This is a genomic window from Mycolicibacterium brumae (assembly GCF_025215495.1).
In the GTDB taxonomy this organism is placed as follows: Bacteria; Actinomycetota; Actinomycetes; order Mycobacteriales; family Mycobacteriaceae; genus Mycobacterium; species Mycobacterium brumae.
In genome coordinates this window covers 1,503,745-1,518,962 of record NZ_CP104302.1, presented here as the reverse complement: position 1 = coordinate 1,518,962, position 15,218 = coordinate 1,503,745, and the positions used below count along the sequence as shown (strand labels likewise).

The following is a 15,218-nucleotide window of genomic DNA, read 5'->3' as shown; positions in this document are numbered from 1 at the left end:
CTTGTCTGTCACATCGGTCGACAATGGTCGCTCGCCAGGATTGCGGGAAGGAGAAACCTTGAAAGAAATGTCCGGAGCCCGTCACGACTGCGCTCCCGCGGTCCTCGAACAGTCAGCAGGCTCAGTATCGTGCGGAGAACCCACTCGGCGGCGTCGTCGACGGAGACGCCCGGTTCTACGTAACTCCAGTGTCTCCTGAAGATGGGACGGAGAAACTCGGTGACGAGTTCGAAGAGTGACGTCGAGGTCCCCGCCGCGAGGCCAACGCCGGCGAGTTCCTCGTCGCTGCCGAACAACAATCCGATGATCTCTTCGCGGCGCGCGGCCTCAACTGTGTATTCCACGAAATCGACGAGAGCGGAGCCCAGATCGGTGTGCTCCGCGATCCGGGGGTTGATGCGATCGAGATAGCGCTCGGCGGCGCGAATGATGACGCCCGACATCACCGCCTCCCGATTAGGGAAGTAGCGATACACCGTTGCCCTGGAGACACCCGCTGTTCTGCCGATGTCCTCCATGGTCGTGCCTACCACGCCGCAACTCTCTAGGCACCGCTCGGCAGCATCTAGCAATCGGTCGCGAGCGGAATCACGATCTGACGGCGCGGCGGCACCCCATCGCACCAACTTCGTCGACACAACAGCCAGTATGCCGCGGGCGCACACCATTGTGGCTTGACTGCAGATATGACACCATCGCATTCGTGTCTCACAACAGCCCGTGGCCCTGAGCGAGTGATCGATTGTCGGTAGAAGCGCGTACTCCGGTGGCGGTCGGCGTAGGCGAAGTCACCCATCGCGGGGACGACGTCGTCACCGGCCTCGGTTGGTATTCGACGAAACATTCGGTCGGTGTGTGGTCGGCCACCCCTCCACCAACCGGGTGGCGACTGATCGACACGGCAGACGAACAAACTCCGATCGATTCATCGCGGCTGGCCGTCGCAGGCGTCGACGAGGCGACCGGTCGCGCGACAGTGGACGGGTACACGGTCGAATACGACCGAGACGGGCGACCTCGATGGACACCGACCATCGCGCACCTGTCCGACGGGCGAAGAGTCGTCGCACGCAGCGACGATCCGCAGATTGCCGAGGCGATGGCGGGCGAGATGTACGTTGGCAGAACGGTTTGCCTCCGAAACACAGGGTCGTCCACGGGATTCGAGCTTCCATGATCGCCGAGGCCATGGTGTTGACCGGACCGCGGAATCTGGAGCGGCGCCAGATGACCATCCCCGACGTCGGTGACCGCGGTGCGATCCTGCGAGTTGAAGCATGTGGTCTATGCGGTACAGATCACGAACAATTCACCGGACACCTGCCTGCCGGCTTCTCATTCGTTCCAGGTCACGAAATCGTCGGCATCGTCGAACATGTCGGCAATGCGGCCAGCGAACGCTGGTGCGTCCGGGCCGGCCAGCGCGTGGCCGTCGAGGTGTTCCGGTCCTGCCGAGACTGCCCGGAGTGTCGCCGCGGCGAATACCGGCGATGTGCGGTGAACGGCATCGCCACCATGTTCGGGTTCGTCGACGTGGAGATCGGCGCCGGGTTATGGGGCGGATACGCCACCCATGTGGAGCTTCCGTGGGACGCGATGCTACTCCCGATTGCCGAAGACATGGACCCCGTTCTCGCCACGTTGTTCAACCCTCTCGGGGCCGGTATCCAATGGGGGAAAACTCTTCCCGACACCAAGGCGGGGGGTATCGTAGCGATACTGGGACCGGGCATCCGCGGGATCTGCGCGGCGGTGGCGGCGAAAGAGGCGAGAGCCGCTTTCGTCGCGATGACCGGCATCGGTCCACGCGACGATCAGCGACTGGCCATAGCCAGATCATTCGGTGTCGACCTGCCCATCGACGTATCGCAGGACGATGCAGTGACAGCGCTCCAGCGTGAGACAGGCGGACAGCTTGCCGACGTGGTCATCGATGTCACCGCCAAAGCACCCTCCGCGTTCGCCGACGCCGTCGCCCTTGCCAGGCCTGGCGGCAGGGTCGTGGTTGCTGGCACCCGCGGCGGAGGCGGCGCGCCCGGCTTTGAACCAGACACGCTGGTGTATAAGGAATTACACATCGCCGGTGCACTCGGCGTGGAGTATCCCGCCTACCGGGCAGCCCTCGAGATTCTGGCCACGCGCCGCTGGCCGTTCGACCGGATCACAAGAGAATCAACCGGATTCGCTGGTCTCGCGCCGCTGCTCAGTTCGCTTGCAGATGAAAATGCCAAATCGAGTGCGGCCCTGCACAACGTCTTCGTGCCCACGCCCTCACAGCATGCGGAGCTTCAACAGAGGAAGGTCACACGTGACGAGAACGGAACGCGTACCGATGCTCGACCTTGAGCAGGCCCGGCTGCGGGCTGCCGAGTGTGGGCTGCCCGCAGAGATGGCAGAACTGTCAGTATTTCGCGTGGCACTTCACCAGCCGAGCCTCGCAGTGGCCCTGTACGGAATGCTTGAGGCGCTGCTATTTAACGGTGTGCTCGACGCCCGGCTACGCGAATTGATCATCATGCGCATCGGCTGGGTAACGGGGTCGGTATATGAGTGGACACAGCATTGGCGAATCGCGACGCTGCTCGGTGTGGCTTCGGATGACCTTCTGGCGGTGCGTGACTGGCAGAGTTCCAATCGTCTGGGCCATGCCGAGCGTGCGGTCCTGGCGGCGACCGATGATGTGGTACGTGACGGGGTCATTGCCGAGGAAAACTGGGCCGCGTGCCACAAGGCATTCAATGGCGATCACGCGGTTTTGGTCGAACTTGTCGGAGCGATCGCCAATTGGCGGCTCTTTTCGATCCTGCTTCGATCCTTGAATATTCCGCTTGAGTCGGGTACCGACTCCTGGCCGCCCGATGGGCGAGCCCCTCGACGTGACGATTGAGTAAAAACGGTTGTTCAGCAATCGCACCCAAGTTGAAGCTCGGTTACCCCTTATGTTCCTAGTCAGTTGTGGGCTATTGAATTTCAAACGGGTAGTTGTAATTTCGGTCTCTTAGCCACGGTCTCGGGGTAATGCCACCAACTGGACATGTGGAGCCAACTGTTCTGGGACGCCTACACCAGCTTGAAGCACGCTCCGTCATACGAATACGATCCAAGGGATGTCGAGGTTCTTCGCGACTCAGGCCAACTGTTACTACTGGGAGAGTCGTTCAATCGGGTCGCTGGCAACAGAACGCCAATGAAGGCGATCGTCGGCAGTCACCGCACACAGCACCTCACGCAGAGAATTCAAGAGCCCGCTGCTGCAAGCTAGACCCGGCGTCCGACACCGAGGCGCTGCCGTCTTCATACAGCTGACCACGAACGCCAGCCGCGCCGAAGTCCCACCGGGGACGGCAAACACCTTCCGCCGCAACACCTTCGGATGCAGCTTGGACGGAAGGCCACCAGCCACCATAATATCGACCGTCTCGGCGTCGCCAGCACCGCGGACGAATCGGTGTACCGGCCCGTTGCCACCTCGCCTCCGGCTTGCGCGGGTCAATCTCTCAGGTCGTCGTTGCCACACTCAGAAGTGACATGTACAAATCACGGTTCAGCGAGTGTACAGTTCACGGTGTGGAGGTATCCGTGACCGAGTTGCGCGCGCACCTTAGCGATTGGCTCGATCGAGTTCGGGCTGGTGATGAGGTCGTCATCACCGACCGCGGGATTCCGGTCGCGCGACTCGCTGCGCTGGACAGCGCAGGCACCTTGGAGCGTCTCACGGCCGAAGGCGTGATTGCCAGGGCCACCGCGCAGCGGCCCGTCGCTGCGGGACGGTCCCGGCCCCGACCGCGGCGGCCGGTGTCTGACCAGGTCAGCGACCAGCGGCGCTGACCGGTGCCGCTCGTCTACTTCGACGCCAGCGCCTTCGTTAAACTTCTCACCACCGAGACAGGAAGCTCGCTGGCATCCGCGCTGTGGGACGGCTGCGACGCCGCATTGTCCAGCCGCCTGGCCTACCCCGAAGTCCGCGCCGCACTCGCTGCAGCAGCCCGCAATCACGACCTAACCGAATCCGAGCTCGCCGACGCCGAGCGTGACTGGGAGGACTTCTGGGCCGCCACCCGCCCAATCGAACTCACCGCCACGGTTGAACAGCACGCCGGCCGCCTCGCCCGCGCCCATGCCTTGCGCGAAGCCGACGCTGTCCATCTGGCCAGCGCGTTGGCAGTCGGCGAACCCGGCCTGATCGTCGCCGTTTGGGACCGACGCCTGCACGCCGGAGCCCAAGCCGCCGGGTGCCGACTCGCCCCCGCCCAACTCGACCCCTAATCCGACCGCTCGACGTCAGAGGTGGGTCGACCCCGGCATGGATGACGATCAGGTACCGATTCGCCAGGTCAGAACCCGTGTCGTAAGTGGCCAAGTCCCCCCTCGGACACAATTTTTGTTAGCTGAGTATTCAGAAAATCCACTCCGACCCCGGCTGGGGCGGATATTTCATGCGTGCTGACACCTACTCCGGCACGAACCCCACAGCTGCCGCGGCCTTAAGCCGCCCTTATGTGTGAAAAATCAGGCATAACAGCTGGACAGCGCCACACCAGAGGCCGATCCTATGTTATGCATGATTTATCAAGCATAAGGAGGGGCATGGCGCGCCCGAGACGGACAAACCCGCAACGCGGGGACCTTATGCCTGAATTAGCAGGCATAAGCCAAGCCTTCATCGAGCGACGACTAGCACTGCAGCTCACTCAGGAGACGCTAGCCGACCTGGCCGGGGTGTCGCGCTACAGCGTCCAAACCTTGGAAGCGGGGACCGGTGCGACCAAGATCAGTTCGGTCCTAGAGATCGCCAACATCCTTGGCCTGCGCCTCGAGTTGAGTTCGGGGTCTGAATGACCGACCGAATCGGCCTCGACCTTCGCGAGGTCGCCAAAGCCGACGTATTCCTCGGCGAGGCACTAGCCGCCCACCTGACCCGCCAACGTGGAGATGCCGTCAGCTTCGATTATGTGGCGGATGAACCTGGCGATGGCCGGGTACGAGATCGATCGGTTTCCTGGTCATTACCGCGGTCTGGCGAGTGTCCGATAACAACCGCAGGAGGGGCCATTCCACCGTTTTTCGCCGGCCTTTTGCCAGAGGGTGTCCGACTCGGCGTCGTCACCTCATCAACGAAGACATCGGCGGATGACCATCTGACGCTGCTGCTCGCGATCGGCGCCGACACTATCGGCAACATTCGAGTGTTCCCCGCCGGCGCAGCTCCCCTCCTGCCGCCGCCACTATTCGAACCGGAGCGAGACAACGACTTTCATGCAGTATTTGTGAAGCTGATGGGTTCTATCGAAGCCGACCCTGTCGGTTTGTCAGGAGTTCAACCTAAAGTCAGTGCCGGCATGATGTCGACTCCGACTCAAACTCGCGCAGGCCCCGCAATACTCAAGCTGAACCCTGCCGGCTTCCCGCTCCTCGTCGAAAACGAGCACTTCTTCATGCGGATGGCATCGGCATGCGGACTGCGAGTCGCTCAGACAACGTTGCTACACGATGCGCAGGGGCGCAGCGCCCTATTGGTGCATCGATTTGACCGCGTTGGAACAAGACGGATTCCGCAAGAAGACGCGTGCCAGGTCGCCGACCTGTATCCGGCGTCCAAGTACCGCATCAATACGGAGACCGCGTTGACGACCCTCGCCGATGCCTGCGGGCGCGGAGGCGGGTCGCGGGTGGTAGCACTGGTCGAATTGCTGAAAGTTGTTGTCTTCAGCTGGCTGATCGGGAACGGGGACCTGCACGGAAAGAACATGTCGATCTACAACCCGAATGGATTGTGGCAGCCGACCCCCGCCTACGATCTGCTCTGCACGCAGCCGTACACCGGGTGGAACGACCCCATGGCGCTCAACCTGTACGGACGCGCGAACCGCCTCACGCGCGCCAACTTCATCGAGGCGGGTGAACGACTCGGAATACGCGAGCGGGCTACGAAAAACATGATCGACGCCATGATCGATGCCGCAACTGCATGGCCGGATAGATGTGGCGAGATCGGTTTTGACGACCAACAAACAGAGCGCCTCGCACAAATGCTGTACACCAGGCTCGACAGTTTGAGGTGATCTGACAGGCATATCCCGAAGTCCGCGGCGCCCTCGCCGCGGCAGCCCGCAATCACGGCCTCAGCGACTTTGAACTCGCCGAGGCCGAGGGCCATTGGGAGCAATTCTGGGCCGCCACGCGCCCGGTCGAACTCACCTCGGAGGTCGAACAGCACGCCGGCCACCTCGCCCGGACGCATGCCTTGCGGGGCGCCGACGCTGTCCACTTGGCGAGCGCGTTGGCAGTCGGCGACCCCGGCGTGATCGTCGCCGTGTGGGACCGACGCCTGCACACCGGAGCACAAGCCGCCGGGTGCCGGGTCGCCCCCGCCCAACTCGACCCTAGCCCGAGCCCGACATCAGAGTGGGCCAACCCCGGCACGGACGACGATCGGCGTGCCGACTCACCACGTCTCGACCCGTGACGAAGGCCTCGCGAGGGTCCGTCGCCGCACGAGCGGCACAACTGTGAACACAAAAGCTCAGGACGGCGCCCGCGCGTCCGACGCCGTGTCCCGAACTGTCAAATATTTGCCCTCCGATGTCAAGACTAACCAGTGACGATATGCGCAAGATTTATCCCTGCTTGAGAAAGGGGCTGCGTTGGCCAAGGAACTCCACACTTCGGCGACTGTGGTGGCGCCGCTGCTGCCCGATGGCGGTGTCCTGCCATTCCCGCCGACGCCATCGGGCAGCATCGCCGGGCGAACCCTGGCCGAGTCGACGTACCACCCGCGCGAGATTCCGGCGCGGCTGCACGAGGACTCGCCGAACATCGTGATCGTGCTCATCGACGACGCGGGTCCGGGCCTGCCGTCGACGTTCGGCGGTGAGGTGACCACCACCACCATGGACCGGATCTGCGCCGAAGGCGTCACGTACAACCGATTCCACACCACCGCCATGTGCTCGCCCACCCGCGCTTCGCTGCTGACCGGCCGCAATCACCACGAGATCGGCAATGGGCAGATCGCCGAACTGGCCAACGACTGGGACGGCTACGCGGGGAAGATCCCGCGGTCCAGCGCCACGGTGGCCGAGGTGCTGCGCCAGTACGGCTACGCTACCTCCGCGTTCGGCAAGTGGCACAACACGCCCGCCGAGGAGACCACCGCGGCGGGCCCGTTCGACAATTGGCCCACCGGTCTGGGCTTCGAATACTTCTACGGCTTCCTGGCCGGCGAGGCTTCGCAGTACGAGCCGAACCTGGTGCGCAACACCACCGTCGTGCCGCCGCCGCGTACCCCGGAGGAGGGTTACCACCTCTCGGAGGACCTCGCCGACGACGCGATCTCCTGGCTGCGCCGGCACAAGGCCTTCAACGCCGACAAGCCCTTCCTGATGTACTGGGCCAGCGGCGCCGTGCACGGCCCGCATCACGTCATGAAGGAGTGGGCGGACAAGTACGACGGTAAGTTCGACGACGGGTGGGACGCCTACCGGGAGCGCGTCTTCGAGCGCGCCAAGGGCACCGGCTGGATTCCGCAGGACAGCGTGCTCACCGAGCGGCATCCGCAGATGCCCGCCTGGGACGACATTCCCGAGGACGAGAAGCCGTTTCAGCGGCGCCTGATGGAAGTCGCGGCCGGCTACGCCGAGCATGTCGACGTGCAGGTGGGCCGGCTCGCCGATGAGCTCGACGCCCTGGGGTACGCCGACAACACCCTGTTCCTTTACATCTGGGGCGACAACGGCTCGTCCGGCGAGGGGCAGAACGGCACCATCTCGGAGCTGTTGGCGCAGAACGGCATTCCCACCACCGTGCGCCAACACATCGACGCCCTCGATGAGCTGGGTGGCCTGGATGTGCTGGGTTCGCCGCTGGTCGACAACCAGTACCACGCAGGCTGGGCCTGGGCTGGTTCCACGCCGTACAAGGGCATGAAGCTGATGGCCTCGCATCTGGGCGGCACACGCAACCCGATGGCGGTGCGCTGGCCGGCCAAAGTTGCCGCCGACCCGGTGCCGCGGACCCAGTTCTTGCACTGCAACGACGTCGTGCCCACCATTTATCAGGTGGTCGGGATCGAACCGCCGCGCACGGTGTCCGGGGAGACCCAGATGCCGCTGGCTGGTGTCGGGTTCGCGCAGACCCTGGTGGATCGGGATGCCGAGGGCGGCAAGAAGACTCAATACTTCGAAATTATGGGCAGCCGCGGCATCTACCACGACGGATGGTTCGCCGGGGCCGTCGGGCCGCGCCTGCCGTGGATCCCCGGCCTGCCGCCGGGGATGGCCACCTGGACCCCCGACCAGGACACCTGGGAGCTCTACAACCTGGACGAGGACTGGACCCAGGCCCACGATCTAGCGGAGCAGATGCCCGAGAAGCTGGCCCAGATGCGCGAAACGTTCGCTATCGAGGCCGCGAAGAACGCGGTGCTGCCGATTGGCGGCGGCCTGTGGGTGCCGGTCTATCACCCCGAACTGCGGATCGCGCCGCCGTTCACCGAGTGGGAATTTTCCGGCGACATGATCCGGATGCCGGAGTTCTGCGCACCGGGTCTCGGGAACAAGAACAACACCGTGACCATCGACCTGGATGTGCCGGCGAACGCCAACGGCGTGCTCTACGCGCTTGGCAGCGGGGCCGGCGGTCTGACCTGCTTCTTCGACAACGGACGGCTGTGCTACGAGTACAACTTGTTCATCCTGCAGAAGACCAAGATCCGGTCACCGGCGCCGATCGCGGCGGGGCCGCACACAATCACCGTGACCACCTGGTACGCCGCGATGAGACCGGCCGGGCCGCTGACCGTCAGCATCGCGGTGGACGGCGTCGACGTCGTCTCCGGAACCGTGCCGGTCAGCGCGCCGCTGCTGTTCACCGCCAACGATTGCCTCGACATCGGCGTCTGCCTGGGTTCCCCGGTGTCCATGGACTACCGGGATCGGGCGCCGTTCCCGTTCGAAGGACTGATCCGCAAGGTTCACGTCGCCTACTCAGAGAGGACCCACCAGTGAATCACCTGTATCGCCGTCTCGGCGCCTTCGAGCTCGCAGTCGCTGCCGTCGCCGTCGGCGTCGGCGTCGGCGGAGTCGGGGTGGCCGCGGCCGACCCCACACCGGAGCCGGTGCGTCCACCCAACTGCGCCGCCGCCGATCTGGCCGGGATCGCGGCCGGCGTCGCCGCCGCGACGTCGGCTTACCTCTACACCCATCCCGACGTCGACGGCTTCTTCACTGGTCTGCACGGCCTGCCGAACGAGGAAGCCCCCGACGCGATCCGCGACTTCTTCGACGCCCACCCGCAGGAGCACGCCGAACTGAAGGGCATCCGTCAGCCGCTGAAGGACTTCCGCACCCGGTGCGGCTATGAGGACGTCAACCGACTGGGAGAACAGTGATGGCGGGCCACCCGCAGCGTCGATACCCGGCCCGCGTGCTGGCGGTGGCGCTGACCGCCGCCGCGCTGCCCGGAGCCGTAGTGCTGTTCGCCCCCGCCGGCGACGCCGCCGCCGACGTCTGCGTGGGCGCAGGGCGACGGGTCAACGTCAGCGGATGCGTCGACATCGCCGGGGCCGTCAACACCTATGCGCCGCCACCGGCGTATTACGCGCCGCTGCCCGAGGACACCCCGCCGCCCCCACCGCCACCGGGATCTAACGTCAGTGGCTGCATCGGCTACAACGGCCGGTGGGTCCACGCCGGCGGCTGCAACTAGCGAACCTCGATCAGTTCTTCACGGCCCGAGGCGGTTTCCTCAGCAGGCACGCTCCGATCTTGATTCTGTGGGACAGATTCTTGATTATGGAGGACATGCAACTGGTCCGCGGATCGTCACTGACCGGGTTCGCAACACTGGTCCGCGACCCGGGATCAACGCCCTGAGGTACGAGCGCGGGTTACTTCTCGTCGGCGGCCTCGACCTCGTCGGCCTCAACCTGGGCCTCGACCTGATCGGCGGCCTCATCGGACGCCTCGTCGGCCGCGGCTTCGGCTTCTTGCGCCTCGACCTCGTCGGTTTCGAGGGCTTCGGCTTGCGGGGAGGGCACCTCGTCGGCGAGCTGCTCCGCGCTGGATTCCACCGGCTCCTCGGCTTCCTCGGTGGCCTCAGCCGGTTCCTCGGCCGACTCGTCCACCGGCTCGGCGGATTCCTCGGCGACGGGCTCCTCGGCGTCGTCGGCCAGCTCGACGGTCTCCACCGGCACCTCGGGGTCGTCCATGGTGGCGCCCTCGGCGATGGCGGCCTCGGCGGGGATGGCCTCGTCGGCGTTCTCGGCGTTGAAGGTCCCGCCGGCGCTGGCGTCGGCGGCGGGCTCATACCCGGCCTCGGCGCGGGTGCGCTCGCGGATCGCGTCGATGATCAGCAGGATCACGCCGAGCACACTGGAGCCGATGCAGACCCACGCGACTAGCTCATTGCTGGTGACCACAGCGGTGACCAGAGCGGCCAGGCCGATGACGGCGAGAACCAGCGCAACGATCAACATTGCCTGATCATCCCTTCCCTAGGCGCCCGCGGGTCATCCGGCGGACGCCCACCAGGCTAGTTGCCCCGATTGAACTGGTTGTAGCCACCCTCGCCGGCGCCGGAATCGACCGGGGCGGCCGAGCCGCGCTGGCCCAGCTCCTCGAGCTGGGACTCCAGGTAGGTCTTGAGCCGGGTGCGGTACTCGCGCTCGAAGGTGCGCAGCTGCTCCAGCCGGCCTTCCAGCACGGTGCGCTGCTGGTTGATGGTGCCCATGATCTCGGCGTGCTTACGCTCGGCGTCGGCCTGCAGGGCGTCGGCCTTCTCCTGGGCCTGACGCAGCTGGGTCTCCGAGCGGCTCTGCGCGTCGGCGAGGGTGGCCTCGGCGCGCGACCGGGCGTCGGCCAGCGTGGCGTCGGCGGTGGCCTGCGCCTCGGTGACCAACGCGTCGGCGTTGGCGCGGGCGTCGGCCAGCATCTTATTGGCCTCATCGCGGGCGCCGCCGGTCAGGCGGTCCGCGGTGTCCTGGGCCAGGGCCAGCACCTTGGCGGCCTTGACGTGCGCCTCCTCGCCGGGCACCGACTCATAGGCGGGCGCGGGCGCGGGCGCCGGCTCGCTGTAGACCGGGGCGGCGACGGCGGCGCCGCCGCTGCGGGCCGAGACGACCTCCTGGTCGAGCTCGCCAACCCGCTGACGCAGATCGGCGTTCTCCTCGACCAGCCGGGTCAATTCGGCTTCCACCAGATCGAGGAAGGCGTCCACCTCGTCCTCGTTGTAGCCACGCTTGCCGATCGGCGGCTTGCTGAAGGCGACGTTGTGCACGTCGGCGGGTGTGAGCGGCATTCTCTGACCCCTTGCCAGTTGTTGCGGTCGGACCGGTCTGCGAGTTTAGAACGATAGAGCAACTTTGCCAGTTGCTACCGTCCGTATCGTAACTGGCGTCCATCCTGTCACATCAGACCCGCCGGTTCCGAAACTGCGGGATAAATAAGAACGATTTTCACAGAAGGCTCAGCGCATGGAAGCGCCGAAGGCCAGCTGCATGCCGATGAAGGCCACCAGCAGCAGCACCATCACCGACAGGTCCAGCCGCACGCTGCCGATGTTCAGCGGCGGGATCACCCGGCGCAGCAGCTTCACCGGCGGATCGGTGACCGTCAGGATCACCTCGAGCACCACCACGGTGAATCCGCGCGGCTGCCAGTCCCGGCTGAAGGTGCGGATGAACTCGATGACGATCCGCGCGATCAGCAGCAGCCAGAACAAGAACAGCGCAAAGCCCACTATTTCGAAGACGATCGGCACCGGCTATTTCCTCTTCCGTGGGGCTGGGCGATGAGAACGCGAACCGGCCGGGGCGGTTGGCCCCGGCCGGTTCCCAGACTACCTAGTCAGCGCGAGTAGAAGCCCGCCTCGGCCATCCGGCGGCGCTCCTCGGGGGTGACCTCGACGTCGGCCGGCGACAGCAGGAACACCTTGGTGGCGACCTTGTCGAAGGAGCCGCGCAGCGCGAAGGCCAGGCCGGCGGCGAAGTCGACCAGCCGCTTGGCGTCGGCGTTGTCCATGGTCACCAGGTCCATGATCACCGGCGTGCCGTCGCGGAACCGCTCGCCGATGGTGCGGGCTTCGCTGTAGTCCTTCGGACGCAGCGTGGTGATCTTCGACAGCGGGCTGCCTTCCTCGAACAGGGTCTGCATGCGGCGCGGGTCCATCGCCAGCGCGCCGCGAGTCGATCCGTGCAGCGGGGCGAACCGCTGCGACGGCGGCGCCGACGGGCGGTCGAACTCGCGCGGCGCGTGGTAGCGCGGGTCGTCGTCGTAGCCGCCGCGGTAGCCACCACCGGCCGGGGCGTACTCCGGCTCGCGGCGCTCCTCGGCGTACTCGTGCTCGTAGCGGGGACCGCGGTCGTAGTCGTCGGCGAACCGCTCGCCGCGGCGGCCGTAGCCGCCGCGCGCGCCGCGCTCGTCGTCGTAGTACTCGTCCTCGTAGTCCTCCAACGGCGCCATGCCGAAGTAGGCCTTGACCTTGTGCAAAGTGCTCATTGTGTTGACCCTTCTGGAAAGAGCGGCGGCGCCGGGGAACCCGGATTTCGTTCTGATGTACGTGATGAAGATGTGACTGGAGTGACTACTGCCGGTGACGTTAGCGGGCGATTCCCCATTAACGCGGTTCCGACACGCACACACGTCGAGCCGTGTTTGACCGCCGATTCCAGATCGCCGGACATGCCGGCCGACAACCCGACGGCACTCGGATGCCGCGCGCACACCCGCCGGCGCTCGTCGGCCAGCCGCCCGAACGCCCGGTCCGGGTCGGCGCCGACCGGTGGCACCGCCATCAGCCCGGCCAGCCTCAGCCCCGCCGCGCCGGCCACCGCGTCGCACACCTCGTCGACCGCGTCCGGCTCGTCGATCGGCACACCGCCGCGCGCGGTGTCGCTGTCCAGACTCACCTGCACGTAGGCCTGCAGCGGCGCGCGGCGCCGCCCGTCGCCCAGGGCCGCGGCGGCCGCGGCGCCCAGCGCGTTGGCCAGCCGAACCGAGTCCACCGAATGCACGACGTCGGCCCAGAGCGCCACCGAGCGCGCCTTGTTGCGCTGCAGCCGGCCGATCATGTGCCAGCGCACCCCGTCGGGCAGTCGACCGGCCAGCGCGGCGATCTTCGCCGACGCCTCCTGATCGCGCGCCTCCCCAAACTCCCGGCACCCGAGCCCGGCCAGGATCTCGATGTCCGTGCCGGGGAAATACTTTGTGACAGGCAACAATCCGACGTCCCGCGGGTCCCGGCCGGCCGCCCGGGCCGCCTCGTCCAGCCGGCGCCGCAGCGCGGCCAGCGCCCGGGCCAGCTCCTCGCGGCGCTGATCGCTCACTGCATCCACACCAGCGACGCCAGCCGGCCGGTGCCGCCGGCGGCAGTCCCGTCGCGGCGGTGGCTGAACAACGTCGGGTCGGCGACCGTGCAACGCGGGTCGATGTCGACCGCGCCCACTCCGAGTGAGCGCAGCTGCGCGGCGATTCCGGCGCGCAGGTCCAGCCCTGGCGTGCCGGAAGGGGTGGTGACGCGACTGCCCGGCAGCGCGCTCTCGACCTCATCGGCCATCTGCGCGGGAACCTCGTAGTTCGCGCCGCTGACCGCCGGGCCGAGGAACGCCGAGATGTCGGCGGGGCGCGCGCCGGCGGCCACCATCGCCTCGACGGTGCGGGCGACCACCCCGGCGGCCGCCCCGACCCGGCCGGCGTGCGCGGCGCCAATGACGCCGGCGCGCGCGTCGCCGAGCAGCACGGGCACGCAGTCGGCGGTGATGACGGCCAGCGCCAGGCCGGCCGTGGTGGTGACCAGGGCGTCGACCCCGTCGACCGCCTCGGCCCGCGGACCGTCGACGGTGGCCACCGAATCGCCGTGCACCTGGTTCATCCAGATGACGCGCTCCGGCGCCAACCCGATCCGGTCGGCCAGTCGGGCCCGGTTCGCCGCGACGGCCAGCGGGTCGTCGCCGACGTGGTCGCCGAGGTTGAAGGTGTCGAACGGCGCGACGGACTGCCCGCCCGCGCGGGTGGTGGTGACCCGGCGGATCTGCACGCTCACCGGCAGGTCAGTGCCGCATGAACGGCGGGACGTCGACGTCGTCGTCATCGTCGCCGCCACCGCCCACCGTGACGGTGTGGCCGTTGGTGCGGTGCGGGGAGCTGGCCGGGTCGGCCGGCTCGAACACCGTGGCGGGCTGCCCGGCGCCGGCCGGCGCGGGGTTGACGGCTCCGGCGCGGGCGGCGCCGAACAGGCCGCCGGCGGCGGCGCCTCCCTCGGGCTTGCGGGTGGGCGATCCGGCTTCGAATCCGGCGGCGATGACGGTGACCCGCACCTCGTCGCCGAGGGAATCGTCGATCACCGTGCCGAAGATGATGTTGGCGTCCTGGTGCGCGGCGTCCTGGACCAGCGAGGCGGCCTCGTTGATCTCGAACAAGCCCAGGTCGGAGCCGCCGGCCACCGACAGCAGCACACCCTGCGCGCCGTCCATCGAGGCCTCCAGCAGCGGGGAGTTGATCGCCATCTCGGCGGCCTTGAGCGCCCGGCCGTCGCCGCGGGCGGCGCCGATGCCCATCAGGGCGGTGCCCGCGCCGCTCATCACGCCCTTGACGTCGGCGAAGTCGACGTTGATCAGGCCCGGGGTGGTGATCAGGTCGGTGATGCCCTGCACGCCGTTGAGCAGCACCTCGTCGGCGCTGCGGAACGCGTCCATCAGCGAGACGGCGGCGTCGCCCATCTGCAGCAGCCGGTCGTTCGGAATGACGATCAGGGTGTCGCAGCTCTCCCGCAGCGCGTTGATGCCGTTCTCAGCCTGGTTGGAGCGACGCTTGCCCTCGAAGGAGAACGGCCGGGTGACCACACCGACGGTCAGCGCGCCCAGCTTGCGCGCGATGGAGGCCACCACCGGGGCGCCACCGGTGCCGGTGCCGCCGCCCTCACCCGCGGTGACGAACACCATGTCGGCGCCGCGCAGCAGCTCCTCGATCTCGTCCTTGGCGTCCTCGGCGGCCTTGCGGCCCACCTCCGGATCGGCGCCAGCGCCGAGGCCGCGGGTGGAGTCCCGGCCGACGTCGAGCTTGACGTCGGCGTCGCTCATCAGCAGCGCCTGGGCGTCGGTGTTGATCGCGATGAACTCAACGCCCTTGAGTCCCTGCTCGATCATTCGGTTGACGGCGTTGACGCCGCCGCCGCCGATGCCGACCACCTTGATGACGGCGAGGTAATTGTGCGGGGGGGTCATT

The 15,218-nt window shown here is 66.7% G+C and carries 16 protein-coding genes and 3 pseudogenes; 11 read left to right on the top strand and 8 right to left on the bottom strand.

Features of this window, described 5'->3' with window-relative positions:
- Window positions 1-8 precede the first annotated feature (8 nt).
- Window positions 9-533: a TetR/AcrR family transcriptional regulator gene (locus tag L2Z93_RS07395; RefSeq protein ID WP_008256180.1), complete on the bottom strand. Its 525-nt coding sequence runs from the start codon at window positions 531-533 to the stop codon at window positions 9-11.
- Between the two features lie 275 nt (window positions 534-808).
- On the opposite strand from L2Z93_RS07395, the pseudogene L2Z93_RS07390 reads away from it, so the two are divergent.
- The 11 genes and pseudogenes from L2Z93_RS07390 to L2Z93_RS07340 form a co-directional block, all read left to right on the top strand.
- Window positions 809-1,177 (top strand): annotated as a pseudogene (locus L2Z93_RS07390) (hypothetical protein); the annotation flags it as partial.
- The gene (locus L2Z93_RS07385) at window positions 1,174-2,346 is read left to right on the top strand and encodes a zinc-dependent alcohol dehydrogenase (RefSeq protein WP_090591032.1); all 1,173 of its coding nucleotides are present in this window, start codon (window positions 1,174-1,176) and stop codon (window positions 2,344-2,346) included. The pseudogene L2Z93_RS07390 and the gene L2Z93_RS07385, both read left to right, overlap by 4 nt.
- Window positions 2,309-2,887, top strand: coding sequence for a carboxymuconolactone decarboxylase family protein (locus L2Z93_RS07380; RefSeq protein ID WP_012394838.1), 579 nt, complete (start codon window positions 2,309-2,311; stop codon window positions 2,885-2,887). The genes L2Z93_RS07385 and L2Z93_RS07380 overlap by 38 nt, the downstream gene beginning before the upstream one ends.
- 486 nt (window positions 2,888-3,373) lie before the next feature.
- Window positions 3,374-3,828, top strand: a pseudogene (locus L2Z93_RS07375) (type II toxin-antitoxin system Phd/YefM family antitoxin).
- Between the two features lie 3 nt (window positions 3,829-3,831).
- Window positions 3,832-4,266 (top strand): type II toxin-antitoxin system VapC family toxin, encoded by a 435-nt coding sequence (locus tag L2Z93_RS07370; protein ID WP_012394840.1) that lies wholly within the window; start codon window positions 3,832-3,834, stop codon window positions 4,264-4,266.
- Between the two features lie 363 nt (window positions 4,267-4,629).
- Window positions 4,630-4,839: a type II toxin-antitoxin system RelB family anti-toxin gene (locus tag L2Z93_RS07365; RefSeq protein ID WP_090591029.1), complete on the top strand. Its 210-nt coding sequence runs from the start codon at window positions 4,630-4,632 to the stop codon at window positions 4,837-4,839.
- The gene (locus tag L2Z93_RS07360) at window positions 4,836-6,062 is read left to right on the top strand and encodes a type II toxin-antitoxin system HipA family toxin (protein ID WP_090591026.1); all 1,227 of its coding nucleotides are present in this window, start codon (window positions 4,836-4,838) and stop codon (window positions 6,060-6,062) included. The genes L2Z93_RS07365 and L2Z93_RS07360 overlap by 4 nt, the downstream gene beginning before the upstream one ends.
- Before the next feature lie 8 nt (window positions 6,063-6,070).
- Window positions 6,071-6,385, top strand: a pseudogene (locus L2Z93_RS07355) (type II toxin-antitoxin system VapC family toxin); the annotation flags it as partial.
- A gap of 259 nt (window positions 6,386-6,644) precedes the next feature.
- The gene (locus L2Z93_RS07350; RefSeq protein WP_234786197.1) at window positions 6,645-9,005 is read left to right on the top strand and encodes an arylsulfatase; all 2,361 of its coding nucleotides are present in this window, start codon (window positions 6,645-6,647) and stop codon (window positions 9,003-9,005) included.
- Window positions 9,002-9,388, top strand: coding sequence for a heme-binding protein (locus L2Z93_RS07345; protein WP_090591021.1), 387 nt, complete (start codon window positions 9,002-9,004; stop codon window positions 9,386-9,388). The genes L2Z93_RS07350 and L2Z93_RS07345 overlap by 4 nt, the downstream gene beginning before the upstream one ends.
- Window positions 9,388-9,705: a hypothetical protein gene (locus L2Z93_RS07340; protein ID WP_090591017.1), complete on the top strand. Its 318-nt coding sequence runs from the start codon at window positions 9,388-9,390 to the stop codon at window positions 9,703-9,705. The genes L2Z93_RS07345 and L2Z93_RS07340 overlap by 1 nt, the downstream gene beginning before the upstream one ends.
- A gap of 181 nt (window positions 9,706-9,886) precedes the next feature.
- Here the strand turns inward: L2Z93_RS07340 and L2Z93_RS07335 are convergent, their stop codons facing one another.
- From L2Z93_RS07335 to ftsZ, 7 genes are all read right to left on the bottom strand, one after another.
- Window positions 9,887-10,474 (bottom strand): hypothetical protein, encoded by a 588-nt coding sequence (locus tag L2Z93_RS07335; protein WP_109395669.1) that lies wholly within the window; start codon window positions 10,472-10,474, stop codon window positions 9,887-9,889.
- 56 nt (window positions 10,475-10,530) lie between these two features.
- Window positions 10,531-11,295, bottom strand: coding sequence for a DivIVA-like cell division protein Wag31 (gene wag31, locus L2Z93_RS07330; protein WP_090591013.1), 765 nt, complete (start codon window positions 11,293-11,295; stop codon window positions 10,531-10,533).
- Window positions 11,296-11,463: 168 nt separating this feature from the next.
- Window positions 11,464-11,757, bottom strand: coding sequence for a YggT family protein (locus tag L2Z93_RS07325; protein ID WP_090591010.1), 294 nt, complete (start codon window positions 11,755-11,757; stop codon window positions 11,464-11,466).
- An 86-nt stretch (window positions 11,758-11,843) separates the two neighbouring features.
- Window positions 11,844-12,494 carry a cell division protein SepF gene (locus tag L2Z93_RS07320; RefSeq protein WP_090591006.1) on the bottom strand — a complete coding sequence of 217 codons (651 nt, stop codon included), beginning with the start codon at window positions 12,492-12,494 and terminating at the stop codon, window positions 11,844-11,846.
- A complete protein-coding gene (locus L2Z93_RS07315; protein WP_090591003.1) occupies window positions 12,491-13,321 on the bottom strand; it encodes a YggS family pyridoxal phosphate-dependent enzyme in 831 nt (276 codons plus the stop codon). The genes L2Z93_RS07320 and L2Z93_RS07315 overlap by 4 nt, the downstream gene beginning before the upstream one ends.
- Window positions 13,318-14,085, bottom strand: coding sequence for a peptidoglycan editing factor PgeF (pgeF, locus tag L2Z93_RS07310; RefSeq protein WP_275984879.1), 768 nt, complete (start codon window positions 14,083-14,085; stop codon window positions 13,318-13,320). The genes L2Z93_RS07315 and pgeF overlap by 4 nt, the downstream gene beginning before the upstream one ends.
- Window positions 14,045-15,217: a cell division protein FtsZ gene (gene ftsZ / locus L2Z93_RS07305; RefSeq protein WP_090590993.1), complete on the bottom strand. Its 1,173-nt coding sequence runs from the start codon at window positions 15,215-15,217 to the stop codon at window positions 14,045-14,047. The genes pgeF and ftsZ overlap by 41 nt, the downstream gene beginning before the upstream one ends.
- Window position 15,218: the final 1 nt, after the last annotated feature.

Bases quoted from the DNA above. Each gene is read 5' to 3' on its own strand.
- L2Z93_RS07335 (WP_109395669.1), bottom strand. From the start codon at position 10,474: ATGTTGATCGTTGCGCTGGTTCTCGCCGTCATCGGCCTGGCCGCTCTG.
- L2Z93_RS07360 (WP_090591026.1), top strand. From the start codon at position 4,836: ATGACCGACCGAATCGGCCTCGACCTTCGCGAGGTCGCCAAAGCCGAC.
- L2Z93_RS07385 (WP_090591032.1), top strand. From the start codon at position 1,174: ATGATCGCCGAGGCCATGGTGTTGACCGGACCGCGGAATCTGGAGCGG.
- wag31 (WP_090591013.1), bottom strand. From the start codon at position 11,295: ATGCCGCTCACACCCGCCGACGTGCACAACGTCGCCTTCAGCAAGCCG.
- L2Z93_RS07340 (WP_090591017.1), top strand. From the start codon at position 9,388: ATGGCGGGCCACCCGCAGCGTCGATACCCGGCCCGCGTGCTGGCGGTG.
- ftsZ (WP_090590993.1), bottom strand. From the start codon at position 15,217: ATGACCCCCCCGCACAATTACCTCGCCGTCATCAAGGTGGTCGGCATC.
- pgeF (WP_275984879.1), bottom strand. From the start codon at position 14,085: ATGACGACGACGTCGACGTCCCGCCGTTCATGCGGCACTGACCTGCCG.
- L2Z93_RS07365 (WP_090591029.1), top strand. From the start codon at position 4,630: ATGCCTGAATTAGCAGGCATAAGCCAAGCCTTCATCGAGCGACGACTA.
- L2Z93_RS07320 (WP_090591006.1), bottom strand. From the start codon at position 12,494: ATGAGCACTTTGCACAAGGTCAAGGCCTACTTCGGCATGGCGCCGTTG.